Here is a 25,390-nt window from a genome sequence, read left to right on the forward strand (position 1 = left end):
TAACGACCTCGTCTCGTTGCCCTCGTTGATCAACGAGGGCGGGACCTCAGAGCTTGTCGATGGGGGCGTGCCGCAGCACCAACCAGAGGGTCTGGTCACCGAAGTCGATCTGGGCCCGGGCACCGGGGCCGTGCCCCTCCACGGTGACCACCCGCCCCAACCCGTACCGCTGGTGGTTGACCCGGTCCCCGGCGGCGACCTTCGGCCCCTGCGGCAGGTCGCTGGCGGTGGCCAGGCGGCTGCCGTCCACCCCGAGCTTGCGGGCCAACTGCACCGCCCGGGGGGTGCCCCCGGTGAAGGTGCCACGCCCGCCGGGGGTGCGCTCGGAGCGGCCACCCACCCCGCCGCCCCCGCCACCCCAGGAGGTGTACGTCCCTTCGGTCCGCTCCCAGCGGACCAGTTCCGGGGGCAGTTCCTCGACGAACCGGGAGGGGGGGTTGTAGGAGGGCTGCCCCCAGGCCGACCGGGTCACCGCCCGGGAGAGGTAGAGCCGCTGCCGGGCCCGGGTGATGCCGACGTACGCCAGCCGACGCTCCTCCTCCAGCTCCCGGGTGTCGCCGAGGGAGCGCAGGTGCGGGAAGACCCCGTCCTCCAGGCCGGTGAGGAAGACCACCGGGAACTCCAGGCCCTTGGCGGTGTGCAGGGTCATCAGGGTGACCACCCCCTGGTGGTCCGGATCGTCGGTCGGCACCTGGTCGGCGTCGGCGACCAGCGCCACCTGCTCCAGGAAGCCGGCCAGGGTGGCCCGCTCCCCCTCCTCGCCGGTCGCCTCGATCCGTTCGGTGTACTCCCGGGCGACGCTGACGAGTTCCTGAAGGTTGTCGACCCGCCCGACGTCCTGCGGGTCGAGGCTCTCCTCCAACTCGGTCAGGTATCCCGAGCGGGTCAGCACCGCCTCCAGCACCTCCTCCGGGGTGCCCTCGTCGGCCAACTCCCGGGCGGAGTCGAGCAGGGCCACGAAGTCGGCGATGCCGTTGGCCGCCCGGCTGGAGATGCCCGGGGCCTCCTTGGCCCGACGCAGGGCCGCACCGAAGGAGATCCGGTCGCGGGCGGCCAGCGCCTCCACACACGCCTCGGCGCGCTCGCCGATGCCCCGACGCGGGGTGTTGAGGACGCGGCGCAGGCTTACGGTGTCGTCGTCGTTGACCACGGCGCGCAGGTAGGCCAGGGCGTCCCGGACCTCCTTGCGCTCGTAGAAGCGCACCCCGCCGACGACCTTGTACGGCAGGCCGACCCGGATGAACACCTCCTCGAAGACCCGGGACTGGGCGTTGGTGCGGTAGAAGACCGCCACATCCCCCGGCCGGGCCTCGTCGGCGTCGACCAGCCGGTCGATCTCCCGGGCCACCCAGTCGGCCTCGGCGTGCTCGGTGTCGGCGACGTACGCCACGATCGGCTCGCCCTGGCCGGCGTCGCTCCACAGCCGCTTGGGTTTGCGGGAGGTGTTGCGGTCGATCACCGCGTTCGCGGCGTTCAGGATGGTCTGGGTGGAGCGGTAGTTCTGCTCCAGCAGGATGGTGCGGGCGTCGGCGAAGTCGCGCTCGAACTCCAGGATGTTGCGGATGGTCGCGCCCCGGAAGGCGTAGATCGACTGGTCGGCGTCACCGACCACGCACAGCTCGGCCGGTGCCAGCCCCTCGGTGCCGGAGACCAACTCCTTGATCAGCACGTACTGCGCGTGGTTGGTGTCCTGGTACTCGTCGACCAGGACGTGCCGGAACCGACGCCGGTAGCTCTCCGCGACGTGCGGGTGCGACTGGAGCAGGTGCACCGTCGTCATGATCAAGTCGTCGAAGTCGAGGGCGTGCGCCTCCCGCAGCCGCCGCTGATAGAGGGTGTACGCCTCGGCCAGCGCCCGCTCGTTGGGCCCGGAGGCCCGGGCGGCGAAGGTCTCCGGATCGACCAGTTCGTTCTTCAGGTTGGAGACCTGGGCGGCCAGCCCTCGGGCGGGGTAGCGCTTGGGGTCGAGATCCAGCTCCCGGGCGACCATCTGCATCAACCGACGGGAGTCGTCCGCGTCGTAGATCGAGAAGGTCGACTTCAGGCCGGCGTGCTCGTGCTCGGCGCGCAGAATCCGTACACAGGCCGAGTGGAAGGTGGAGACCCACATCAGTCGGGCGCGCGGACCGACCAGGGCGGCCACCCGCTCCTTCATCTCACCGGCGGCCTTGTTGGTGAAGGTGATCGCGATGATCTCGCCGGGGTGCACCTCCCGCGCGGCGAGCAGGTAGGCGATCCGGTGGGTGAGCACCCGGGTCTTGCCCGAACCGGCACCGGCGACGATCAGCAGCGGCGACCCGGCGTGGGTCACCGCCTCCCGTTGCGGACCGTTGAGGTCGGCCACGAGTTGCAACGGGTCGAGGCCGCTCGGCGCGGCCCGACGCGGCGGTTGCTCCGGCGGGGACACGGGGATGTCGAAGAGAGGATGCATCGCAGAGCGAGTCTATGCCGACCCCCGGACAGCCCCCGCCCGGCGGTGAAGGACGGGCCACGGTGAACCGCATCCTCGCAGGCTGCGCCGGTCGTTTTCTTGCATCCCCCGGGCCCGGGGGGGCATACTCGACGACGTGTTCGATCAGCGCTGCTACTTTTTTTACTACGGCACCGGGAGTCCGGCAGCCGTGGGTCGCGCCTGATCAATCAGACCTACGAAAGCCCCGGGCTCACGGAGCCCGGGGCTTTCATCGTCCCGGGATCCGGGTAGCGGGCACCAGACCTTGAGAGGTACCCGAAGATGTCAGACGTGATGGAGCAGAGTGGCGTCCCGGCCGGCGCCGGCCTTTCCGACCGCACCGGCGGTGCCGAGGCGACGGACGCGGTGAAGCCGGGCACCGGGACCACGGAGCCGATGGCCGCCGCCCGGATCGCCGAGATCCGGACCCGGATCGACGAGATCGACCGTACCCTCATCGAGCTGTGGCGGGAACGGTCCGCCCTGTCCCGCGAGGTGGGGGCCACCCGACTGGCCTCCGGCGGAACCCGGCTGGTGCTCTCCCGCGAGCAGGAGATCCTGGAGCGCTTCAACAGCGCCCTCGGCGCCGACGGCACCCAGCTCGCCCTGCTGCTCCTGCGCGCCGGCCGAGGACCGCTCTGACCGGCCTGCGGTGGGCAGCCCGACCGGCGGGCAGCTCCGACCCGGACGCCGGGTGGGCCGCTGCGCCGGAGACAGGAATCCGGGACGCCGGCCGTTGGTGACGGCCGACGCCCCGGATCACTGAGGAGGCACTACCTTTACCGCCGGTCCCATCCGGATGATCAGGGCCGGCGGCGTCTATGCGGCTACTCCGTAGCGTGCACCACGTCGCGTACCTCGGCGAAGTGGCAGGCGCTCGGGTGGCCGGACTTGTCCCGGACCTCCAGCAGCGGCTCCTGCTCGGCGCAGATGTCCTGCGCCTTCCAGCAGCGGGTCCGGAACCGGCAACCCGACGGCGGGTTGGCCGGGGAGGGCACATCGCCGGTCAGCACGATCTGGTCCCGCTGGCCCCGCAGCTTCGGGTCCGGCACGGGCACCGCCGACAGCAGCGCCTGGGTGTACGGATGGGTCGGCGTCTCGTAGATCTCGTCCTCGGTGCCGACCTCGACGATCTTGCCGAGGTACATCACCGCTACCCGGTCGGCGATGTGCCGGACCACCGACAGGTCGTGGGCGATGAAGATGTACGACAGACCCAGCTCGTTCTGGAGCTTCTCCAGCAGGTTGATCACCTGGGCCTGGATGGAGACGTCAAGCGCCGACACCGGCTCGTCACAGAGGATGATCTCCGGGTTGAGCGCCAGGGCCCGGGCGATGCCGATGCGCTGCCGCTGACCGCCGGAGAACTGGTGCGGGTACCGGTTGATGTGGTCGGGGTTGAGACCGACCAGCTCCAGCAGCTCCTGCACCTTCCGCCGCCGCTGCCCCTTGGGCACCACGTCCGGGTGCACCTCGAACGGCTCGCCGATGATGTCACCGACGGTCATCCGGGGGTTCAGCGAGGTGTACGGGTCCTGCATCACCAGCTGGATGTTGCGCCGGCCCCGCCGCCGCTCCTCGGCACCGACCTTGGCCATGTTCCGGCCCTGCACGAACAGGTCACCGGAGGTCGGCGTCTCCAACCCGACCAGCATCCGGGCCAGGGTCGACTTGCCGCAGCCGGACTCGCCGACGACCCCGAGGGTCTCCCCCCGGCGCAGTTGCAGGTTGACCCCGTCGACCGCCCGAACCGCACCGTACTGCTTCTTGAAGACGATCCCCTGGGTCAGCGGGAAGTGCTTCACCAGGTCGCGGGTCTCCAGCACGAAGTCACTCATCGCCCTTGACCTCCTTCCAGAAGTGGCAGGCCGACGTGCGGCTCGGCGTCACCTGGTACAGCGGCGGCGCCGGGTCCTGGCGGCAGACGTCCTGTGCGTACCGGCAGCGGGGGTTGAAGGCGCAGCCCGGCGGGATGTTGGTCAGCGCCGGGGGCAGGCCCTTGATGGCGCTGAGTTCCTGGCCCTTGAGGTCCAGGCGCGGGATCGACTCCAACAGACCCTTGGTGTACGGGTGGGCCGGGCTGGCGTAGATGTCGTCCACCCCGGCTTCCTCGATGACCCGACCGGCGTACATGACCGAGATCCGGTCCGCCACGTCGGCGACCACCCCCATGTCGTGGGTGATCAGCACCAGGGCCATGTTCCGCTCCTGCTGGAGCTCGGCCAGCAGGGCCATGATCTGGGCCTGGACGGTCACGTCCAACGCGGTGGTCGGCTCGTCGGCGATCAGCACCTCGGGGTCGAGTGCCAGCGCCATCGCGATCATCACGCGCTGGCGCATACCCCCGGAGAACTGGTGGGGGTAGTCGTTCACCCGCTGATTCGCCGCCGGGATCTTGACCAGGTCGAGCAGCTCGACCGCGCGGGCCTTGGCGTCCCGGCGGGACATGCCCCGGTGCTTACGGAACAGCTCGGCGAGCTGGAACCCGACCGTGAAGACCGGGTTCAGCGCGGAGAGGGCGTCCTGGAAGATCATCGCGATCCGGTTGGCCCGGACCCGGCGGCGCTGCGCCTCGGGCAGCTTCAGCAGGTCGACACCCCGGTAGAGGATCTCTCCACCGGTGACGAACCCGGGCGGGGTGTCCAGGATGCCCATGATCGCCTGAGCGGTCACGCTCTTGCCGCAGCCCGACTCGCCGAGGATCGCCCGGGTCTCGCCGGCCCGCACGTCGAAGCTCACTCCGTTGACCGCGTGGGCGATGCCGTTGCGGGTGCGGAACTCCACCTGCAGGTTCTTGACCTCCAGCGGCAGCGCGTTCGGGTCCAGACCCGGCAGCGCGTCCAACTTGACGTTCACATCAGTGCTCATGCCTCACCGGAACTTCGGGTCGAGGGCGTCACGCAGGGCGTCACCCATGAGGATGAAGGACAGCACCGTGCCGACCAGCAGGCCGCAGGGGAAGAGCAGCAGCCACGGATCCTCCAGGAAGTAGACCTGGTGGACCGAGATCATGATGCCCCACGACTGGGCCGGCGGCTGGAGCCCGACACCGAGGAAGGTCAGCGTGGCCTCCGCGGCGACGAACGAGCCGAGCACGATGGTCGCGTACACCAGCATCGGGGCGATCGCGTTCGGCAGGATGTGCCGGAACATCAACCGCGAGTTGCGGGCACCCACGGCCTTAGCCGCGTGTACGTAGTCCAGATCCTTCGCGGAGATCACGCTGCCCCGGATGATCCGGGCGATTGTCGGCCAGGCCAGCAGGAACAGCACCATGGTGATGGTCCAGATGTTCTGCCGCTTGATCACGGTCAGGAACACGATCGCGCCGAGCAGGAACGGCAGCGAGAAGAAGATGTCCATCACCCGGGAGATGATCGTGTCGACCCAGCCGCCGTAGTAGCCGGCCAGCAGACCGAGCAGGCCACCGACGATCACGATGGCGGAGGTCGCCATCACCGCGATCACCATCGAGGGCCGAGCGCCGTAGATGGCGTGCGAGTAGTAGTCGCAACCGAGGATGTCGTACCCGAAGGGGTGCTCCCAGCTAGGCCCGATGCGGGACCGGTCGGTGCTGCAGGCACGCGGATCCTGGCTGGTCCAGAGCCACGGGAAGGCCGCCATCGAGCCGACCACCAGGATGTAGAGGGAGGCGATCACGAAGACCGGGTCGCGGACCAGCTGCCGCCGGGCGTCCGCCCACAGGCTGGCACTGCGCTCCTTGCCACCACCGCCGGTAGTGGCCTCCGTCGTCGGGCCGTCACCCCCGACCGGCGCGCCACCGACGGCCGCACCCGCACTCGTCAGGTCACTCATGTCCACACCTCGTTTCGCTCCAGCCGGAGGCGGTCGGATGCCCCGCGGTCCGCATCGTCACCACGGTTCGGTCACTCATAGCGGATCCTCGGGTCGAGCACGGCGTACAGCAGGTCGACCAGCAGGTTGGCGATCAGGACGACAAGCACCAGCATGGTCACCACACCGACCACGACTGAAGATTCGCCGGTACGGGCGGAGAAGGTCACCAGTCGACCGATGCCGGGAACGTTGAAGATCGTTTCCGTGACGACCGCACCCGCCATCGCCGCACCGATGTCGACGCCGAGGAAGGTGATCACCGGAATCAGCGAGTTGCGCAGCGTGTGCACGCCGATGACCCGCTTGTTCGCCAGGCCCTTGGCCTTGGCGGTCCGGACGTAGTCGGCCCGGATGTTCTCCATGATGCTGGTCCGGGTCAGCCGGGCCGTGGTGGCCAGCGAGACTGCGCCGAGCACCATGCCGGGAATGATCAGGCTGGCGAACGGATAGTCGGCCTTGAAGCCGGGCGTGAAGACACCCGCGGAAATCACGTCGGGAATCCAGTCCTGGCCCCGCAGGACGTTGCCGAACTTGACCCCGACGAATTCCCGCACCACCACGCCGAGCACGAAGATCGGCACCGAGATGAGGAAGACCGTGCTGATCTTCACCATGTAGTCGATGAAACTGCCACCGCGCAGACCGGCAAGCACACCTGCTGCGATACCCACGACCGCCTCGAAGATGATCGCGATCACCAGCAGCTTGAGAGTGAACGGGATGGCGTCGGCCACCAGGTCCGTGACCTCACGCTGACGCAGGTTGATGCCGAAGTCGAAGCGGAAGAAGATGTTGCCCAGGCGGTCGAAGAAAAGACCCGGCTCGTAGCTGGTGCCCAGCCAGCCGTTGCCGTCTGCCGCCACGCGCCAGAGGCAGGGGTCACCCTTGCGGCTCAGGCATGGATCACCGTAACCGAGCCGCTCGGTGAGCGCGTCCAACTGGGCGGGGGAGGGGGTCCGGTCACCGAACATGGCCCGGACCGGGTTCCCGCTGAACTGGATGGCCAGCGAGGTGATGTAGTGAAGCAGGAACATGGTGCCCAGCACGGTGGGGATGAACTGGAGCAACCGTCGAATGACGTAGCGCCCCATCTCGGGGTCTCCTCTCGGCGCTGACGTGGCGGTAACGATCACCCTGGTGAGGTGACCGTTACCGCCACGTCGTATTACGGCTGGGTCAGGAGCCTGAAGCTCAGTTCTACTTCAGAGAGGTCGCTGCGTAGTCCGCGTCGGAAACGGCGTTCCAGACGAACTGGTCGACGTTCTCGCTGTAGAGGGCACCAACCTTGTTGAACCACATCGGGATGACCGGCAGGTCCTCACCGATCAGGTCCTCCGCCTTCTGGTAGGACGGGATCGCGGCCTGGATCGAGTCGGCCGAGTCACCCTCCTTCATCGCGGCGTCGAACGCGGGGTTGCTGTAGGTCGAGTTGTTGCTGCCCGAACCCGTGCCGTAGAGCGGGTAGAGGAAGGTCTCCATGAACGGGTAGTCCGGGCCCCAGCCGAGCCGGAATCCACCGGTGAACTTCTTCTGGTCCGCGGTCTCGAGGTACTCGGCGAACTGCAGGTTGACCTTCAGCTCGTAGTCGATGCCCAGGGCGTCCTTGATCTGGTCACCAACGGCCTGCAGCCACTGGTCGTGACCGGCACCGGCGTTGGCCCACAGGATCAGCTTCTCACCGGCCGGCCAGCCGCCAGCCTCGGCGAGCAGCTGCTTGGCCTTCTCGACGTCCTTGGTGCAGTACTTGCAGACGTCGGCGCGGGCACCCTCGAAGGTCGGGGCGACGAAGCCGGTGGCCGGGGTGAACCGGCCGTCGAAGACGGCGTCGATGATCGACTGGCGGTCGATCGACAGCGAGAGCGCCTGACGGATCCGCTTGTCCTTGAAGTTGTCCTGGTACAGCGGCATACCGACGTAGGTGAAGCTGTCACCCGGCTGCTCGTACATGCGGTCGTTGTAGGTGGCCTTGGCCTCCTTGTAACGGGCCGGCGGCACGGTGTACATCACGTCCAGCTCGCCGGCCTGGAAGGCGGCGTAACCGGCGTCGACGTCGGCGAAGATCTTGTACTCGATGCGGTCCGGCTTGCCGGGCTCACCCTTCCAGGTGTCGCTGCGAACCACGTTGATCGCAACGTTGTGCTGCCAGTTGCCGTCCATCTTGTACGGGCCGTTACCGATCGGCTTCTCGTTGCAGGCCGCGATGTCGGCGACGCACGCCTCGGCCATCGGGAAGAAGCCCGGGTAGCCGATGGTGGTCGGGAAGCCGGAGAACGGGGCCTCCAGCTCGACGGTGAAGGTCAGGTCGTCGACCTTCTTGAGGCCGGAGAGCTCCTTGGCCTTCGGCTCCGGGGCCTTCTGCGGGCCGTCGCCGTCCGGGTCCACGGACTGGACGTCCTTGATCCCGGCGATGCGCTTCATGAAGTAGCCGTTGTTCTGGGTGTTCGGGCTGTAGGCCGCGAAGTTCCAGGAACGGATGAAGGCGTCGGCGTTGACCGGCTCGCCGTTGTCGAAGGTGTAGCCGCTCTTGATCTTGATGGTCCAGAGCTTCTGGTCATCCGACTCGACCGACTCGGCCAGGTCCATCTCGACCGCGGAGGTCTGGGCGTTGTACTTCACCAGACCGCGGAAAAGCGAACGGATCACATACAGCGACGGCTCGTCGTCACCACCGGAGGGCGTCAGGAACGCCGGCTCCGCGTTGTAGACGCGCAACGTGCCGCCGGTCGAGCCGGCGTTGTCGTTGTCGTTGTCGCTACTGCCGCCGCAGGCGGTAGCCAACATGGCGGTGGCGGTCGCCGCGACCGCCACCTTCAGGAATTTCCCGCGCATGGGAGTGCCTCCTCAGGGCGCTCGGCTCACGAGGGGGTTGTGAGGTGCCTGCCACTGTGACACCCGATGCGCCCAAGCCGGAAGGCGTGTTATCAACCCGATACCCGCCCGGGACGGTGCCGACATCCACCTGGAGTCGAATTCGCGCCACCCCGGATGCATGGTATGACCTGCCCGTCAACGGGTTTTCACGCCCGAATGGACGATTGGCAGAGGGGCGTTGATGATCTCTGTGACGGCGAGAAATCAGAACGTGAATCCAGCCACTCGTAGCCAGATGCTACCCGAAAGTAGGAGTCAAGTTCCAGACGTGCAGACACGTTGATCATCCGGGTGATCGATTCGCCGACCCCGACGATCGGTTAGACCAGTCGGCGGTCCGCCGCCCATCGGGACAACTCGTACCGGTTGGACATCTGGAGCTTGCGCAACACGTTGGAAACATGGGTCTCCACCGTCTTGATCGAGATGAAGAGCTCCCGGGCGATCTCCTTGTACGCGTACCCCCGGGCCAGCAGTCGCAACACCTCGCGCTCGCGGTTGGTCAGCTGGTCCAGTTCGGGGTCCGCGACCGGGGCGTCCGGGCGGGCGGCGAAGGCGTCCAGCACGAAGCCGGCCAGCCGTGGGCTGAACACCGCGTCCCCGTCGGCCACCCGGCGGATCGCCGCGGCCAGCTCGTCCGGGGAGATGGTCTTGGTCACGTAGCCCCGGGCACCGGCCCGGATCAGCCCGATCACGTCCTCGGCGGCGTCGGAGACGCTGAGGGCCAGGAACCGCACCTGGGGATGGCTGCGCCGCATCGCCTCCAGCACCGCCCGGCCCCCACCGTCGGGCATGTGTACGTCCAGCAGCACGACATCGGGTCCGGTGGCGGCGATCCGGCTGACCGCCTCGGCCACCGTGCTCGCCTCGCCGACCACCTCCACGTGCGCGCCCAGCTCGGCGCGTACGCCGGCCCGGAACATCGCGTGGTCGTCGACCAGGAACACCCGCAGCCGCTCAGGGCGGGCCTCGGCCGCCTCGGCCGGTTGCCTCGACTGCTCAGCCATCATCTGGTCCTCTCCGCAGTGGCCGACTCCCGGGTGATCGGCAAGATCAGCCGGACCTCGGTCCCCTCCCCAGGCCGGGAGCGGATCTCCGCCCGGCCGCCGTGCCGCTTCATCCGTCCGATGATGGAACCTCGGACCCCGTGCCGGTGATCCTCCACGGTATCCGGATCGAACCCGGCACCCCGGTCCCGGACGAAGACGCTGACCTGGTCGGGTTCCACCTCGGCGTACAGCGAGACGGTCTGCACCCCGGCGTGCCGGGCGGCGTTCACCAGGGCCTCGCGGGCGGCGGCGACCAGCGCGCCGACCCGCTCGTCGGTCTCCCGGTCGCCGACCACCACCGCCTCGACGGTGATCGCGAAGGTGTCCTCGACCTCGGCCGCCGCCTGCTCCAGGGCGGCCGCGAACCGCTCCGTCGGTGATCCGGTGGGCTTGTAGAGCCAGTTGCGCAGGGATCGCTCCTGGCCCCGGGCCAGGCGCTGCACCATCTTGACGTCGCTGGCGTTGCGCTGGATCAACGCCAGGGTGTGCAGCACCTGGTCGTGCACCATGGCCGCCAACTCGGCCCGCTCCTGCTCACGGATGCGCCCCTCCCGCTCCGAGCGGAGCTGGTTCCAGGTCCGCCAGAGCACCGGGGCGGCCACCACTCCCACCCCGGCCAGCCCGACCAGCGCGAAGATGACCCCGTTGACGACCGCGTCCATGTTCTGCGCCGGGGAGTACACCGCGGCGACCCCGATGATGCCGACCGCCACCAGCACCCCGCCGCCGACGAAGCGCAGCACGAAGGCCCGCCGGTCGCTCTCCTCCACCACCGCGCTGAGCCAGGGCACCGGCATCGAGTCGCCCCACTGGCGCCGCCGCTCCGGCCCGGACTGGTGCCAGATCACCCCGGCGCCGACCGCGATGATCGCCACCAGCCAGCCCGCCGTACCGGCCGCGCCCACCGAGTCGAAGACCATCACCTGGATCAGCAGGACCCCGAGCCCGATCGCCACGAACGGCAACAGTTGGGCGATGTCTCGACGGGGTGGCACCGCGGTGTCACCGGGGCGCAGCGGGACCACGGCCCAGAAGGCGGCGTACAGCAGCAGACCCAGACCGCTGAGCCCTAGCAGCACCATGAAGGCGATCCGGACCCGCAGCACCGGGACCCCGAGGTGCTCGGCGATGCCGGCGGCCACCCCGGCGGCCATCCGGTTCTCCGGGGCGCGGTAGAGGCGGGGTGGCTGACTCACGGCACTGATCACGGGCTCCCTGGGCAGGATCTTTGCCGGATGCGGTCGGGCTCCGGCCCAGGTTGATCGTCACATGCAGAACGGCCGGCCGACCACGGGGAGGCCCCGGAGATTGGGTGGCGTCGGATCTCAGGGTGGGGTCAGGGTCGCCTCCTGAGGCGCTCGGGCCCCCGGCGTCGCAGGATCGAGATATGACCGACGACCCTGCGCAGCCGCACCGACCGGAGCCGACGGAAGCCGAGGCGACCTCGCCGACCCCGTCCGCATCCTCGGCCGCGCCCGCATCGCCGGGCTCGGCCGGGGACGACACGGCAGCGCCGGGCACCCACCAGATGCCCACCACGGCCTCCGAGGCCCCGACCGCACCCCTTTCGCCCGCACCCTCCGCCGGACCCGGGCCGACCAGCCCGCCACCGTACGACCCGAGCGCCGTCCCACCGCCCGGCGGCCGCTGGGGCGGTCCCCCGCACGACCCGACCGCCGTACCGCCTCCCGGTGGCGGCTGGGGCGGGCCGACCGCCAGCGCGCCCCCTCCCGCGGGTGGTGCCGGCGGGCCCTTCGGAGGGGCCGGCTTCACCTCCCGGTACGGGCTGGTCCGCCCCCGCGACGGCCGGTACCTGGCCGGGGTCTGCGCGGCCATCGGCCGAGCCACCAACACCGATCCGGTGCTCTGGCGGGTGCTGCTGGCGGTGCTCGGCTTCTTCGGTGGCGTCGGAATCCTGGTCTACGTAGCCGCCTGGTTGATCATCCCAGGCGAGGGGGACACCGCCTCCCCGGTCGAGTCGATGCTGGGCCGGGGCAGATCCAGCATGTCCCCGGTCACCGTGATCGTGCTCAGCATCCTGGTCGCGGTGGCCTTCGGCTACATCGTCACGGACGCGTTCCGGGCGGTGCTGCTCGGCGCGGCCATCCTGGTCGGTGGGGCGTTGCTGCTCAACCGTCAGCAACAGCGGCGGCAGCCCGCACCGGGCCCCTCGACCACCCCCCCGAATCCGCCACCGGCCTTCACCCCGCCGGTCAGCCACCCCACCCCGAACCCCTACCCGCCGCCGTACGCCGGCAGCCCGCAGACCACCGCCTACCCGCAGTACGCGACGGTCCCTCCCGCCCCACGACCGGAAGAACCCGCCGTGCATCCCTCCCCCGCGCCCCCCTGGTCGACGGCGAGCAACCCGCTGACCCAGCCCGCGGTGACCCCGCCGCCGACGTACCGTCCCCCCTTCGCCCCGCACGGCCCGTACGCGACGCGGACCATGCCCCCACCTCCCCCGCAGCCGAGGCCCAAGCCACCGAAGAAGCCTCGGGAACGCTCCGCCCTCGGCGCGGTGACCTTCTCGCTGATCTTCGTGGCGCTGGGTCTGGTGGGCGTACTCGATCTGCTGGACATCTTCCGGATCGGCGCCTCGGCCTACTTCGCGGCGGCGCTCACCGTGATCGGCCTGGGCCTGCTCGTGGGCGCCTGGTTCGGGCGGGCCCGCTGGCTGATCGCCCTGGGTCTGGTGACCGCAGCCGCCCTTGGGGTGGCCACCATCGCGGAGTCGTACGAGCGGGCCAATGGTCTCGGCGCCTCGGTCGTCTGGGCCCCGGCCAGCCACGACGATCTGGCCCTGCGGTACGAGCAGAGCTTCTCCGACGCCGTGCTGGACCTGCGGACGGTGGATTTCGACAAGCGGGCGACCGAGATCACCGTGGTCATCAACTTCGGTCAGGCCACCGTGCTGCTGCCCCCGAACGTGGACGTGACCGCGGTGACCGAGGTCACCGCCGGTGACGCGAACATCCTCGGTGACCAACGCGGCTGGTCCAGGGACGACCAGCGCCGGGAGGTCGTCGACCTGGGTCCAGACGGACCGGGCGGCGGCAAGCTCCGCCTCAACCTGCACGTCAACGCCGGACACATGGAGGTGACCCGATGAGGGCACACCGTACCGACCTGGTGTCGTTCGTCTTCGGGCTGCTCTTCCTGGCGCTCGCCGCGTGGTGGCTGCTCGCCCAGGTGCTCGGGCTGGTCCTGCCGCCGGTGGGCTGGTTCCTGGCCGGCGGGCTGATCCTGATCGGCCTGCTGGGTCTGCTCGGTGCCCTGCGCTCCACCAAACAGGCCGACCAACCGGAGCAGCCCGGCCAGACGGAGCAGCCCGGCCCGGCGGCCGAGGGGTACGGGGGGCCGCCGGCGGCGGCCGATCCGGATCTGCGCGGCGAGGAGGACCACACCCTGAACCTGACCGAGGAGGATCGGACCCTGCTGACCGGGGAGGACCGCACCCTCGATCTGATCGGCGAGGAGCCACCCGCGCCACAGCGGCGAGGCCCGGCTGCCTGACCATGCGGCAGCGGCGCCACGCCGCCTATGCTGGCCGGTGTGCTCCCGCCTTCCGGCCGGCCCACGTCGCGGGGCATCCCGCGCGGGTCACCGGTTCGCGCGGGCCGCTCGCGGCCGGGCCGATCGTGCCGCCGGGCGGTGATCTCGCGTCAGTCGCCTCTATCCCGTCAGGAGCCCGTTGCAGATGACCCAGTTCCCCGGCGTGCGTGCCGCCGGCCGGTCCGGCCCGGTCCGCCTCGGCGAGCGTGCCGCCCGCACCCTCGTCGCCGAGCTAGCCCGGATCAACGACCCCAAGGCCGCACTGCTGGTAGGTGCGGCGCCGGAGTCCGCGGTGCTGGCCGCGGCCATTGAAGCCCTGCTGCCTGGCGACACCCTGACCGTGGTGCCGGCCGAGTCGGTCAGCCCCGCGGCGCTGCGTGAGCACGTCACCGCCCAGGGGCGTTGGGTAGCCGACCGGGTCCGGGTGGTGGACAGCCTGGCCGAGGCCGAACCGGCCGCGGTGGTGGTGGCCGGAGAGGCCTTGGCCGGCACGGCCGAAGAGGCCCGCGCCACCATCGAGAGCCTGACCAAGTACCTGACCGACGGGGCGGTGCTCAGCGTGGCGACCGCGGTCGGGCGGACCGCCGGTGCGGCCACCGAGATGGAGCGCCAGGGTGCGCTGCACGGCGTCGGGGTCGACCTGGTGCTGCGCAATGCGGAGCCGGTACGGGTCTACCGACTCCGGTTCACCCCGGCGGACTCCGCCGCGGCGGAGCGGCTCGCCCCCGCCTACCGCCCGTCGAGCGTGCCGCTGACCCGGGGCATGCACATCGACTCCAACGGGGTGGCCGCCGCCGGCATCGCCCTGGGTCTGGCCGCCGTCACCCGGCTGACTCGGCCGAAGTCCAAGCTCTGGCTGGTTCCCGCGCTCGCCGCCGCGCCGGTGGCCGCCTTCTTCCGGGACCCGGAGCGGGAGGTGCCGGAGGACCCCTCGGCGGTGGTGGCCGCGGCCGACGGCAAGGTCCTGTCGGTGCAGCGGCTGCACGACGAACGCTTCGGCGACGGCGAGTTCCTGCGGATCGCGGTCTTCCTGTCCGTGCTCGACGTGCATGTCAACCGCTCCCCGGTGGCCGGCAAGGTGGTGGACTACTTCGTCGCCGACGGGGGCTTCGTCAACGCGATGAAGCCGGACGCGGAGCACAACGTGGCCGCGTACACCGTGCTGGACACCGTGCACGGCCCAGTCGTGGTGGCGCAGCGGACCGGTCTGATCGCCCGGCGGATCGTGCAGCGGGCACCGGTGGGCACCCTGCTGGCGCGGGGCGAGCGGTTCGGGCTGATCCGGTTCGGCTCCCGTACGGACGTCTACCTGCCGGTGGAGGCCGCGGACCCGGTGGTCGGGCCCGGCGACAAGGTGGTCGGCGGATCCACCGTCATCGCCCGCTGGCGCTGATCGGAGAGACGAGAAAGGGCGCCGCGGTCGACCGCGGCGCCCTTTTCGTCGGTACGGAGATCAGATGGTGCGGCGCTGGTGCAGCCAGAGCACCGGCCCGCTGATCAGGTAGCCGATCACGATCAGGCCGAAGGTCAGCCGGACGTCGATCAGGGCACCGATCACCGGAGCCAGCCAGACCCACGGCGGCAGTTTGACCAGCCGGGCGAGCTTGGCGTACGGGAAGCTGCTGACCATGGTGAAGGCGAGCAGGGCCACCCCGGCGATCTGCACCGCGCCGGGCACCGGCAGGCCGATCACCACCATCAGGGCGAGCACTGCCGCCGCCATCGTGGTGGGTACCCCGCTGAAGAAGCGGCCGTCCTGGGGCGAGACGTTGAACCGGGCCAGCCGGATCGCCGCGCAGGCCGCGACGAGGGCGGCGGCCACTCCGGCGGCCGCGGTCGGCACCTCACCGGCCAGCGAGGCGTAGACCACGACGGGCGCGGCCAGGCCGAAGGAGCACATGTCGGCCAGCGAGTCCATCTGGGCGCCGAAGGGGCTGGAGACGCCGAGCTTGCGGGCCAGCGCCCCGTCCAGGCCGTCGAAGGCGACACAGGCGATGAGCAGCAGGGCGGCGAGTCGTACGTTCCCGCCCATGGCGACGAAGATCGCGTTGATGCCCAGCACCAGGCTGGCCAGGGTGCAGGCGTTGACCAGGGCGAACTTCACCCGACGCGCCATTGTCCGCTCACCGGGCAGCAGCGCGCCCGGGACGGTTGTCGCCTCGCCCCCTGTCAGGGTCTCGACCGGGGCGGCCGGGGCGATCGCTTCGATCCGGGTCCGGTGGAACCGCTTCAGGCCGTAACGACGGCGGGGACGGTCCGAATACCGGGGCTCGGGCAGGGCATCGGCCGCGCCGTGCAGCTCGCCATCGCGGCGGCCGACGCGGACCAGCAGGACCTGACGGGCCAGGCTACCGCTGCGGCGCAGGGGGCCCGTCCAGTTTCGCCCTGCGGGACGCGGGCTGTCAGTAGTACGACGCCGGCGCCATGGGGCTCTCGGCACGCTTCCTCCATCACCGGATCAGCTGGCCGCCCGTACGGGGCGGGTGTCCGGCTGTCTCGTGCCGGACCTTTCTGGCCCGGCAGCCCATTTTGCGGAGTACACCATCGCATAGGCGAGTGGGGATTGGCGATAGCTGCCGGTCTCGCTCATATCTCCCCCAACCGCGCGAACCAGGCAGTTGTTCCTATCTAGGGCTTCATCGCCCGTTTTCCTTCCTCAGCCCTTCCTCCGACTGTACCGGAGATCGTCATCGGGGGCCGCCGAGCGGGCGCCGGGACCCCGGCGGCGCGACTCATCGGGCACCCGCCAGAGCCTCGGCGGCGATCTCCGTCAGCGGGAGTCCGCGCAGCTCGGAAGGGGTGAACCAGGCGGCGCGGGCGGTGGAGCCACCGGCCAGCTCGGTCACCGCCGGCTCGGTCGGGCGGTCGACCACCACCCGGTAGACGACCCGGATGCCGTGCCAGTCGATCGGGTATCCCTCCGGACCCAGCGCGGCGGGATTGTGCAGATTGTCCACCCCGATGAGCTCGCTCACTCGACCCAGTTGGCCGGATTCCTCCACCAGTTCCCGTAGCAGGGCGCTCACCGGCTGCTCACCATGATCCGTACCGCCACCCGGCAGGTGCCACCGTCCGGCCCCCGGATAGCCCTCCGCGATCAACGCCAGCAGCACCCGCCCGGCCGGGTCGGTCACCAACCCGTACGCCCCGAAGCGCTGCCGTCGGGCGGCCTGGGGTGCGGCGAAGGGCTCCTGTCGACGCAGCGCCCCGGAGGGCAGGGGTACGACCGGCAGGGCCAGCGCCTCGGCGGTGAACGGCAGCAGCGGCAACCCGGCCGCCTCCCGCGGCGTCAACCAGCGCGCCAGATCGGTAGTGCCGTCCCGTTCGGCGCGCAGCGTGCCACCCACGGCCGTCAGCTCGAACAGCACCCGATCGGTGTGCAGGGCGACCCCCAGGTCGGGGTACGGCACCACGTCGGCGACCACCGCCCGCAACCCGGCCACCTCGACGGCCAGTCCGGTCTCCTCGGCCACCTCGCGCAGTACCGCCTGCGCCGGGTGCTCGGCATGCTCCAGCCCACCGCCCGGCAGCGACCACACGCCTGGGAAGTCGGCCCGCTCGGAGCCCCGGACCAGCAGCACCCGCCCCTCGGGGTCGCGCAGCACGCCGTACGCCCCCACCCGCCGCATCTGCTCCACACCGACTCCCGCCCGCACGACCACCTCCGGCCGCCCGGCCGTCGTCGGTCATCTGCCGTCACCCGTCGTGACGTGCCCCGACAATAACTTCATGATCGTGTGGGCCGGGCGGGGAGTGGTGGGTCGGGTCAGGTCAGGCGGGCGGCCTGGACGGCTTCCGCGGTCACCTCGGTGAGACGGTCGGTGGGCAGGGCACCGAGTTCCTCGCGGGCGAACCAGCGAGCCTCACAGGTGGAGCCGCCGACGTCGGCGACCGTGGGGGGCGCCGGCTTGTCGACGACCACCCGGTAGAAGGCGCGTACCCCGTGCCAGTCGATCGGGTAGCCCTCCGGACCCAGGGAAGCCGCGTCCCGGTGACTGGCCACCCCCAGCAGCCCGACCAGGCGCCCGGTCTGCCCGGTCTCCTCGACCAGTTCCCGGATCAGGGCGGCACCCGGCTGCTCGCCGTAGTCCGTGCCGCCCCCCGGCAGATGCCAGCAACCCGCGCCCGGGTAGCCGTCCGAGACCCGGGTCAGCAGCACCCGGTCGTCCGGATCGGTGACCACCGCGTACGCGGCGAAGCGCTGCGCCCGGTGCAGACCGTCCGGGCCCGGTACGGCGTAGAAGGAGGGGAACTCCGGCGGCTCGTCGGGCACGATGTCCGCCGAGGAGGTCGGCAACCCCAGGGCCCGGGCGGTGAACGAGCGCAGGGGCAGCTGCCGGGCCTCCTCGCGGGTGAACCAGCGGGCCAGATCGGTCGGCCGGTCGACCCGGTCGGTCAGCGAACCACCCCGGACCGAGACCTGGTAGACCAGCCGGTCGGTGTGGATGGTGATGCCGCGTTCGGGCAGCGCCCGCATGTCGGCGAGGACGTCGTGAAGGCCGGCGACGGAGACCGACAGACCGGTCTCGGCGGCGGTCTCGCGCACGACGGTGTGCTTGGGATCCTCGCCGTGGTCGACCGCCCCGCCGGGCAGGGACCACGTACCAGGTGTGCCGGAGCGCTCGGAAGCACGGACCAGCAACACTCGGTCTACCGAATCAGTACAGACTGCATATGCCGCGATCCTGCGAAGCGGCTCCAGCATGGTGGTCACGGGGGGAAATTCTCCCTCCGGCCCGTTAAGGCTGCGGAAAAGAGTCGGATTCCTGACTGATTACTTACCCCTGAGGGGCAAGTCAGGGTATTGATCCGGGCGGTCACCGAGGTCGATGCGCCCCGAGGCGGGGACCGTGGAGGCATGACTTCCACACCCCAGGCCCCGTACAAGCAACTCCGCCGCCCGAAGACCGACCGGATGGTCGCCGGGGTGGCCAGCGGCCTAGGCCGCTACTTCGCGGTAGACCCGAACCTGGTCCGGGTCGTCTTCGCGGTCGCCACCCTGCTCACCGGCGGGATCGCCGCCCTGACGTACCCGATCATGTGGTTCCTGATGCCGGAGGAGCCGGTCAGCGCGCCGGCCTGGCCGCACCCGGCGGGCCCTGCGCCCCAGGGTCCAGCCGGTGGCCCGGCGTACCCTGCCGGACCGGCGGGTCCGCACCCGGCGTGGCCCTTCCCCGCCCCCGGCGCACCGGCGCCGCAGTCCGGCCCGGTGACCCCGACACCCCAGTCCGGGCCGGTGACGCCGGAGCCGCAGCCGCGGACCGCGCCTCAGCCGCCGGTGTGAGCCGGCCTCACTCCCACTCGATGGTGCCCGGCGGCTTGCTGGTCACGTCCAGGACCACCCGGTTCACCTCGGCTACCTCGTTGGTGATCCGGGTGGAGATCCGGGCGATGACGTCGTAGGGCAGCCGGGACCAGTCCGCCGTCATGGCGTCCTCGCTGGAGACCGGACGCAGCACCACGGGGTGACCGTAGGTACGCCCGTCGCCCTGCACCCCCACACTGCGGACATCGGCCAGCAGCACCACCGGGAACTGCCACACGTCCCGGTCCAGGCCGGCGGCGCTCAGCTCCTGCCGGGCGATGAAGTCGGCCCGGCGTAGCACGTCCAGGCGCTCCTGGTCGACCGCGCCGATGATCCGGATGGCCAGGCCGGGGCCCGGGAAGGGGTGCCGCCAGACCATCGCCTCGGGCAGGCCGAGTTGCAGACCGAGGGCACGGACCTCGTCCTTGAACAGCGTGCGCAGCGGCTCTACCAGGGCGAACTTCAGGTCCTCCGGCAGCCCGCCGACGTTGTGGTGGCTCTTGATGTTGGCGGTGCCGGTGCCGCCGCCGGACTCGACCACGTCCGGGTAGAGGGTGCCCTGCACCAGGAACTCGACGTCACCGTGCGAGGCGATCTCCCGGGCGGCGGCCTCGAAGACCCGGATGAACTCCCGGCCGATGATCTTGCGCTTCTGCTCCGGGTCGGTCACCCCGGCCAGTGCGCCGAGGAACCGGTCGGCCGCGTCGACCACCTTCAGCTTGATGCCGGTGGCCGCCACGTAGTCCTTCTCCACCTGCTCGGCCTCACCGGCCCGCAGCAGACCGTGGTCGACGAAGACGCAGGTGAGCTGGTCGCCGACGGCCCGGTGCACCAGGGCGGCGGCGACTGCGGAGTCCACCCCGCCGCTGAGGCCGCAGATGACCTCCTTGTCACCGACCTGGGCGCGGATCCGGGCCACCTGCTCGTCGATGATGTTCTCCGGGGTCCAGGTGGGCTCGATCCCGGCGATCTCGTACAGGAAGCGGGTCAGCATCTCCTGCCCGTACGCGGTGTGCCCCACCTCGGGGTGGAACTGCACACCGGCCCGACGCCCGGCCAGATCCTCGAAGGCGGCGACCGGCGCACCGGCAGACTCGGCGGTCACCGTGAAGCCCTCCGGGGCCTCGGTGACACAGTCGCCGTGGCTCATCCAGACCGGCAGGTCGGCCGGCAGGTCGCGGAGCAGCACCCCCGGGTCGAGCAGGCGGGGACGCAGCGGGGTGCCGCCGTACTCCCGGTTGCCGGTGCGCGCCACCGTGCCGCCCAGGGCCCGGGCCATCGCCTGGAAGCCGTAGCAGATGCCGAAGACCGGCACCCCCGCCGTGAACAGCCCGCTGTCGACCTGCGGGGCCTCGGGCGCGTAGACGCTGGCCGGGCCGCCGGACAGGATGATCGCGGCCGGGTCCTTGGCCAGCATCTCGGCCACCGGCATGGAGTGCGGCACGATCTCGGAGTAGACCTTGGCCTCACGCACCCGACGGGCGATCAGCTGGGCGTACTGGGCACCGAAGTCGACCACCAGGACAGGACGCGGCAGGCTCATGTGCAGCAAGCCTACCCACCGTCACCCCCTCCCCCACCCCCACCCCACCTTCCGCTCACTCCCCGCCCTCACCCGCTCCCCGCCCCGCCCTCGCCCCACCCTCGCCCCGCTGATCTTGCACTTTTCGTCGGGGCGAAAGGTGTATAAGCCGCGTATCAGCGACCAAAAGTGCAAGATCTGCGCGGAGATCAAGGGGCGCGGGGCCAGGGGGTGCGGGAGGGTGCGGGGGTCAGGGGGTGGGGGGTAGGGGGCGGTAGGGGGCGCCTAGTGGGGGGCGGGGGTCGGGGGTGTTCTTGGGGGGCCAGAGGGACATGGCGCGTTCGGCCTGGGCGGTGATGGTGAGGGAGGGGTTGACGCCCAGGTTGGCGGAGACGGCGGCGCCGTCGACGACATGCAGGCCGGGGTGGCCGTAGACCCGGTGGTACGGGTCGATGACCCCCTCCTGGGGGGTGGCGCCGATCACCGCCCCGCCGAGGATGTGGGCGGTCATCGGGATGTCGAAGGGCTCGGTAAGCGCACCGCCGGGGGTACCCCCGATCTCCTCGGCCAGCAGTCGGGCCGCCCGGTTGCCGACCGGGATCCAGGTCGGGTTGGGCTCGCCGTGGCCGGGGGCGGCGACCAGGCGGGGACCCCACAGGCCGCGCCGCAGCCGGGTGGTCAGTGAGTTGTCGGCCGACTGCATCACCAGGGCGATCACCGTACGGGTGGACCAGTTCCGCACCGACAGGGTCCGGGCGGTCTGCCCGGGGTGCCGCAGCAGTTGACCCAGCCAGCGGCGTACCCGGTGTGGCCCGCCGTCGACCAGCAGGGACTGAAGCAGGCCCATCGCGTTGGAGCCCCGGCCGTAGCGGACCGGCTCGATGTGGGTCTGTGGGTCGGGGTGGAAGGAGCTGGTGATGGCCACCCCCTCGGTGTAGTCGACTCCGCTGGCGCGGGCCTGGCGTTGGGACACCGAGGCGCCGAGGATGGCCTCCGAGTTGGTACGGGTCAACTCCCCCAGCCGAGGCGACAGCCGGGGCAGGGCGCCCCGCTCCCGCATCTCGTGCAGCAGGCGTTGGGTGCCCAGGGCACCGGCGGCGAAGATCACCTGGTCGGCGTGGATCACTTGCCGACGCTTGCGCAGCCAGGCGCCGGTGCGTTCGGTGTGCACCGCGTACCCGTCGCCGGAAGGGCGCACGGCGGTCACCGTGGTCAGCGGGTGCACCTGGACCCCGAGCCGTTCGGCCAGCCACAGGTAGTTCTTGACCAGGGTGTTCTTCGCACCGTACCGGCAGCCGGTCATGCAGCCACCACAGTTGGTGCAGCCGGTACGCTCCGGCCCGGCACCCCCGAAGTAGGGGTCGGCGACCCGCTCCCCGGGCCGCCCGATGTACACCCCGACCGGGGTGGGGTGGAAGGTGTCCCCCACCCCCATCCGGTCGGCCACCCGCCGCATCGCCCGGTCCGCGGGGGTGACGAAGGGGTACGTGGTGACCCCGAGCATCCGTTTCGCCTGCGCGAAGTGCGGGGCCAGTTCGGCCCGCCAGTCGGTGATGTCCCGCCACTGGGGGTCGTCGTAGAAGGCGTCCAGGGGTTCGTACAGGGTGTTGGCGTACACCAGCGAACCGCCGCCGACCCCGGACCCGGACAGCACCAGCACCCCGCCCCCGGCGCGGCGGTCGGCCGCCCGCAGCAGGGTGAGCCGTTGCAGGCCGAAGCAGCCCAGTTTCGGGGCCCAGAGAAACCTGCGCAGTTGCCAGGAGGTCTTCGGGAACTCGTCGTCGGCGAACCGGCGGCCCGCCTCCAGGACCCCGACCGTGTAGCCCTTCTCGGCCAGCCGAAGCGCGGCGACGCTACCACCGAAGCCCGACCCGATGACGACCACGTCGTACCGCATACGGGCATCATTACTCTCGGGTAGCTCTCGCGCCAGCAGCAATGTGGGCGGCATCATGCTGCCCAGCCAGATCGGCAGGCCCGGCGGGCGTGGGTCACGGCTGGATCGAGGCCGGGCCGGCTGCGCCGATTCGAAGGCAACCCTGAGCCCACCTCACGGCGTTGGATCGACAGTTGTTCAAAAGGAGGCGGGGGAGATGGGGCTCGGAGACGACCGGAGACGGCTGACCCTGGTGCTGGCCGCTCTGGTCACGGTGGCGGTGGTGGCCGTCGGTGCGGTGGTCATCACCCGGACCGTCGGCACCGACCGGAGCACACCGACCGCCGCGCCGTCCGGCTCCGGGTCGCCCGAGGTGCCACCTAGCCCGAGCCCGAGCGCCCCGCCGCCGGGCGCCGACATCACCGGCCCGCTCAACCTGCTGCTGGTCGGCATCGACACCCGGGTCAGCGTGCCGGGTTGGGAGCCGCACGCCGACGCGGTGCTAGTCCTGCACGTACCGGCGGGGTTGTCCCGGGCGTACCTCTTCTCCCTCCCCCGCGACCTGGTGGTGGACATCCCGGCCTTCGAGCCGGCGGGCTACCGGGGCGGGCGGACGAAGCTGACCAACGCGATGAGTTACGGCAGTCGGGTCCCGGACCGGCCGAAGGAACCCGACCCCGCCCAGGGGTACGAGTTGCTCAGCCAGGTGGTCAGCGAGTACACCGGGTTGCGCCTGGATGCCGGGGCGGTGCTCACCTTCGGCGGGTTCGACAAGTTGGTGGACAGCCTCGGCGGGGTCGACATCACCGTCGAGCAGCGGGTGGTCTCGCGGCATCGTCAGCCGGACGGCAAGCACCGCTCCCCCGGCCCCGGGGTGGGCGGGTACGTGGGGCCGCGGATGGTCTACGAGCCCGGGGACCGGCACCTCAACGGCTGGCAGGCGCTGGACTACGCCCGCCAGCGTTACCTGCCCGGTGGTGACTACACCCGGCAACGCCACCAGCAGCAGTTGATCCGGTCGCTGGTCGGCAAGATCCTCGACACCGACCTGGCCCGGCAACCGGAGCAGGTCGAACAGGTGGTGACGGCCCTCGGCGAGATGCTGCTCTATGTCGGGGGGCGGCGGATCGTGGAGTTCGCGTACGCCCTGGGTGGGTTGTCTCCCGAGGCGCTGACCCTGGTCACCCTGCCCGGGGCGGCGGTCGGTCGGGGCAACGCCTACCGGGGCGAGGAACTGACCGCTACCGGCCGTCGATTCCTCACCGAGTTGCGGGCCGGCCGGGTCGACGAGTTCCTCGCCGAGCACCCGAAGCTGGTGGTGCCCCGATAGCCGGTCAGGGCGGGGCGGCGGGTCAGGGCAGTGGCGGTGGGGTGGTTCCGGACAACCAGGCGTCGAAGAACGAGCCCAACTGACGCCCGGAGATCCGCTCGGCCAGGGCGATGAAGTCCTGAGTGGTGGCGGTGCGGTCCCGCCGCTCACTGGTCCAGGTCCGCAGGATCTGGAAGAAGACCTCGTCACCGACGGTACGCCGAAGCGCGTGCACGACCACCGGACCCCGCCGGTAGACGGCGGTGCTGAACATCTGGTCCAGGCCGGGATCCAGGGCCGGTTGGGACCAGTTCGTCCATTCGTACTGCTGCTCGAAGGCGCGCTGGGCGCTGGGCCCGCCGTCGTGTTCGGTCCAGAGCCACTCGGCGTAGCTGGCGAAGCCCTCGTTGAGCCAGATGTCGCTCCACCGGTTCAGGGCCACACTGTTGCCGAACCACTGGTGGGCCACCTCGTGGACGACCACGGTGTAGTTGGGTTGGCCGCTGCGGAAGAAGCCCGGCCCGTAGACCGGCCGGGACTGGGTCTCCAGCGCGTACCCGATCCTCGGGTCGGCCACCGCCACCCCGCCGTACGACTCGAAGGGGTACGGCCCGAAGAGATCGGCCAGGAAGTCGGCGATCTCCCCGGTACGCGACAGGGTCCGGGCCTGCGGACCGGTGGCCGGCACAGCGGCGGGTACGGCGGTGACCATCGGCTTGCCGTCGTGGGTGGCGACATTCAGCCGGTAGTCGCCGATCACCAGAGTGGTCAGGTAGCTGGCCATCGGTGACCGTTCCGCCCAGCGCCAGGTCGTCCACCCGTCGGCCGTGGTCCGCTCCCCCGGTACCCCGTTGCTCAGCGCGGCCAGCCCCTGGGGAACGGTCACCTCGATGTCGTAGGTCGCCTTGTCGGAGGGGTGGTCGTTGACCGGAAACCAGGTCGCCGCCGAGTGCGGCTGCCCCAGGGCGATCGCCCCGTCGTCGGTGTGGTGGAAGCCGCTGCCGCCCAGCACCCCGTCCGTGACCGCCTGGGGTACCCCGGCGTAGCCCACCTCGACGGTGAAGCGGCCGAGGTTCTTCAGCTTCCGGCTCGGGGTGACGATCAACTCCCCGTCGTCCTGCCGGTACTCGGCCGGGTCACCGTCCACAGTGACCTTGTCGGCCTGAAGACCGGTCAGGTCCAGATTGAACCGGGACAGGTTCTGGGTGGCGGTCGCCGTGACGACGGCCACCCCGGTCAGTCGGTCCTCGGCCGGGTCGTAGCGCACCTTCAGCCGGTAGTGCTCCACGTCGTAGCCGCCGTTGCCGCTGCCCGGCGCGTACGGATCGGCCAGGTCCACACTGCCCGGCCGGAACCCGTCGTCACTGTCCCCGGTGCAACCGACCAGGACAACGGCAGCCATCACCGCAGCCGCCGCCGTCCGCACCCCCCGCCCAACCACCCGATTCAACCCGGTCACTCGCCGAGCCTACCGTCGCCAGCCACGCCGATCATGCACTTACGGTCACGGCGAACCATCACGAACCACCACGAACCGGCGACCAGAAGTGCATGATCGACGGGGCGCGGGGGCGCGGGGGCGCGGGGGCTCGG

General features: G+C 70.6%; 19 protein-coding genes and 1 pseudogene. 6 read left to right on the plus strand and 14 right to left on the minus strand.

Annotation, left to right across the window (positions count from 1 at the left end; genetic code table 11):
* Positions 1 to 46: 46 nt before the first annotated feature.
* On the minus strand, positions 47 to 2,431 hold the full coding sequence (pcrA, locus tag ACGFIK_RS19930) for a DNA helicase PcrA (RefSeq protein WP_327024118.1): 2,385 nt from the start codon (positions 2,429 to 2,431) through the stop codon (positions 47 to 49).
* Positions 2,432 to 2,746: 315 nt separating this feature from the next.
* On the opposite strand from pcrA, the gene ACGFIK_RS19935 reads away from it, so the two are divergent.
* Entirely contained in the window at positions 2,747 to 3,094 is a 348-nt protein-coding gene (locus tag ACGFIK_RS19935; RefSeq protein WP_327027425.1) for a chorismate mutase, read from the plus strand.
* Between the two features lie 185 nt (positions 3,095 to 3,279).
* On the opposite strand, the gene ACGFIK_RS19940 is transcribed toward ACGFIK_RS19935, so the two are convergent.
* The 7 genes from ACGFIK_RS19940 to ACGFIK_RS19970 form a co-directional block, all read right to left on the minus strand.
* Positions 3,280 to 4,290, minus strand: a complete 1,011-nt coding sequence (locus ACGFIK_RS19940; RefSeq protein ID WP_327024117.1) for a dipeptide ABC transporter ATP-binding protein — start codon at positions 4,288 to 4,290, stop codon at positions 3,280 to 3,282.
* Complete coding sequence (locus ACGFIK_RS19945) at positions 4,283 to 5,320, minus strand: ABC transporter ATP-binding protein (RefSeq protein WP_327024116.1); 1,038 nt, start codon at positions 5,318 to 5,320, stop codon at positions 4,283 to 4,285. Before ACGFIK_RS19945 ends, ACGFIK_RS19940 begins: the two co-directional genes overlap by 8 nt.
* 3 nt (positions 5,321 to 5,323) lie before the next feature.
* Entirely contained in the window at positions 5,324 to 6,268 is a 945-nt protein-coding gene (locus ACGFIK_RS19950) for an ABC transporter permease (RefSeq protein ID WP_327024115.1), read from the minus strand.
* Positions 6,269 to 6,339: 71 nt separating this feature from the next.
* The gene (locus ACGFIK_RS19955) at positions 6,340 to 7,401 is read right to left on the minus strand and encodes an ABC transporter permease (protein ID WP_327024114.1); all 1,062 of its coding nucleotides are present in this window, start codon (positions 7,399 to 7,401) and stop codon (positions 6,340 to 6,342) included.
* Positions 7,402 to 7,507: 106 nt separating this feature from the next.
* Positions 7,508 to 9,139: an ABC transporter substrate-binding protein gene (locus tag ACGFIK_RS19960; RefSeq protein WP_327024113.1), complete on the minus strand. Its 1,632-nt coding sequence runs from the start codon at positions 9,137 to 9,139 to the stop codon at positions 7,508 to 7,510.
* 362 nt (positions 9,140 to 9,501) lie between these two features.
* On the minus strand, positions 9,502 to 10,188 hold the full coding sequence (locus tag ACGFIK_RS19965; protein WP_393340597.1) for a response regulator: 687 nt from the start codon (positions 10,186 to 10,188) through the stop codon (positions 9,502 to 9,504).
* The gene (locus tag ACGFIK_RS19970; RefSeq protein ID WP_393340599.1) at positions 10,188 to 11,426 is read right to left on the minus strand and encodes a PspC domain-containing protein; all 1,239 of its coding nucleotides are present in this window, start codon (positions 11,424 to 11,426) and stop codon (positions 10,188 to 10,190) included. The genes ACGFIK_RS19965 and ACGFIK_RS19970 overlap by 1 nt, the downstream gene beginning before the upstream one ends.
* 191 nt (positions 11,427 to 11,617) lie before the next feature.
* Between ACGFIK_RS19970 and ACGFIK_RS19975 the strand changes: the two genes are divergently transcribed.
* The 3 genes and pseudogenes from ACGFIK_RS19975 (at position 11,618) to ACGFIK_RS19985 (ending at position 15,178) form a co-directional block, all read left to right on the plus strand.
* Complete coding sequence (locus tag ACGFIK_RS19975; protein ID WP_327024111.1) at positions 11,618 to 13,342, plus strand: PspC domain-containing protein; 1,725 nt, start codon at positions 11,618 to 11,620, stop codon at positions 13,340 to 13,342.
* Positions 13,339 to 13,587, plus strand: a pseudogene (locus tag ACGFIK_RS19980) (hypothetical protein); the annotation flags it as partial. The gene ACGFIK_RS19975 and the pseudogene ACGFIK_RS19980, both read left to right, overlap by 4 nt.
* A gap of 343 nt (positions 13,588 to 13,930) precedes the next feature.
* Complete coding sequence (locus ACGFIK_RS19985; protein ID WP_327024110.1) at positions 13,931 to 15,178, plus strand: phosphatidylserine decarboxylase; 1,248 nt, start codon at positions 13,931 to 13,933, stop codon at positions 15,176 to 15,178.
* Between the two features lie 60 nt (positions 15,179 to 15,238).
* On the opposite strand, the gene ACGFIK_RS19990 is transcribed toward ACGFIK_RS19985, so the two are convergent.
* The 3 genes from ACGFIK_RS19990 to ACGFIK_RS20000 all read right to left on the minus strand — a co-directional run bounded on the left by ACGFIK_RS19990 (position 15,239) and on the right by ACGFIK_RS20000 (position 18,499).
* Positions 15,239 to 16,150 carry a CDP-alcohol phosphatidyltransferase family protein gene (locus ACGFIK_RS19990; protein WP_327027423.1) on the minus strand — a complete coding sequence of 304 codons (912 nt, stop codon included), beginning with the start codon at positions 16,148 to 16,150 and terminating at the stop codon, positions 15,239 to 15,241.
* A 367-nt stretch (positions 16,151 to 16,517) separates the two neighbouring features.
* Complete coding sequence (locus tag ACGFIK_RS19995) at positions 16,518 to 17,423, minus strand: NUDIX domain-containing protein (protein ID WP_327024109.1); 906 nt, start codon at positions 17,421 to 17,423, stop codon at positions 16,518 to 16,520.
* 128 nt (positions 17,424 to 17,551) lie between these two features.
* Complete coding sequence (locus tag ACGFIK_RS20000) at positions 17,552 to 18,499, minus strand: NUDIX hydrolase (RefSeq protein WP_327024108.1); 948 nt, start codon at positions 18,497 to 18,499, stop codon at positions 17,552 to 17,554.
* A 144-nt stretch (positions 18,500 to 18,643) separates the two neighbouring features.
* Between ACGFIK_RS20000 and ACGFIK_RS20005 the strand changes: the two genes are divergently transcribed.
* Positions 18,644 to 19,069 (plus strand): PspC domain-containing protein, encoded by a 426-nt coding sequence (locus ACGFIK_RS20005; RefSeq protein ID WP_327024107.1) that lies wholly within the window; start codon positions 18,644 to 18,646, stop codon positions 19,067 to 19,069.
* Positions 19,070 to 19,076: 7 nt separating this feature from the next.
* Here the strand turns inward: ACGFIK_RS20005 and guaA are convergent, their stop codons facing one another.
* Positions 19,077 to 20,633, minus strand: a complete 1,557-nt coding sequence (guaA, locus tag ACGFIK_RS20010) for a glutamine-hydrolyzing GMP synthase (RefSeq protein ID WP_357531930.1) — start codon at positions 20,631 to 20,633, stop codon at positions 19,077 to 19,079.
* Positions 20,634 to 20,862: 229 nt separating this feature from the next.
* The gene (locus ACGFIK_RS20015; protein ID WP_393340603.1) at positions 20,863 to 22,509 is read right to left on the minus strand and encodes a GMC oxidoreductase; all 1,647 of its coding nucleotides are present in this window, start codon (positions 22,507 to 22,509) and stop codon (positions 20,863 to 20,865) included.
* A 196-nt stretch (positions 22,510 to 22,705) separates the two neighbouring features.
* Here ACGFIK_RS20015 and ACGFIK_RS20020 point away from each other — a divergent pair, with 196 nt between their 5' ends.
* A complete protein-coding gene (locus tag ACGFIK_RS20020) occupies positions 22,706 to 23,818 on the plus strand; it encodes an LCP family protein (RefSeq protein WP_327024104.1) in 1,113 nt (370 codons plus the stop codon).
* A gap of 22 nt (positions 23,819 to 23,840) precedes the next feature.
* On the opposite strand, the gene ACGFIK_RS20025 is transcribed toward ACGFIK_RS20020, so the two are convergent.
* Positions 23,841 to 25,199 (minus strand): M1 family metallopeptidase, encoded by a 1,359-nt coding sequence (locus tag ACGFIK_RS20025; protein WP_327027422.1) that lies wholly within the window; start codon positions 25,197 to 25,199, stop codon positions 23,841 to 23,843.
* Positions 25,200 to 25,390 lie beyond the last annotated feature (191 nt).

Origin of the sequence: Micromonospora sp. NPDC048871 (assembly GCF_043198155.1) — a bacterium.
Classification (GTDB): domain Bacteria; phylum Actinomycetota; class Actinomycetes; order Mycobacteriales; family Micromonosporaceae; genus Micromonospora.